Here is a 237-nt window from a genome sequence, read left to right on the forward strand (position 1 = left end):
CGGGTTTAGTGGCGGAAGGGTTAGTAAGACATGGATAACTTGCCTTTAACTCTGGGATAACGGTTGGAAACGACCGCTAATACCGGATAGGGTGAAAAAAAGACATCTTTTTTTTATTAAAGTGGGGGATCGCAAGACCTCGCGGTTAAAGAGAGGTCCATGGGATATCAGCTAGTTGGTGTGGTAAAGGCGCACCAAGGCTAAGACGTCTAGGCGGATTGAGAGATTGACCGCCAA

General features: G+C 47.3%; 1 rRNA gene. It reads left to right on the forward strand.

The features are described from left to right. Nucleotides 1–237: ribosomal RNA gene (locus BU804_RS02835) — 16S ribosomal RNA — on the forward strand; the annotation flags it as partial.

Source organism: Candidatus Protochlamydia sp. W-9, from assembly GCF_001950615.1.
Classification (GTDB): Bacteria; Chlamydiota; Chlamydiia; order Chlamydiales; family Parachlamydiaceae; genus Protochlamydia; species Protochlamydia amoebophila.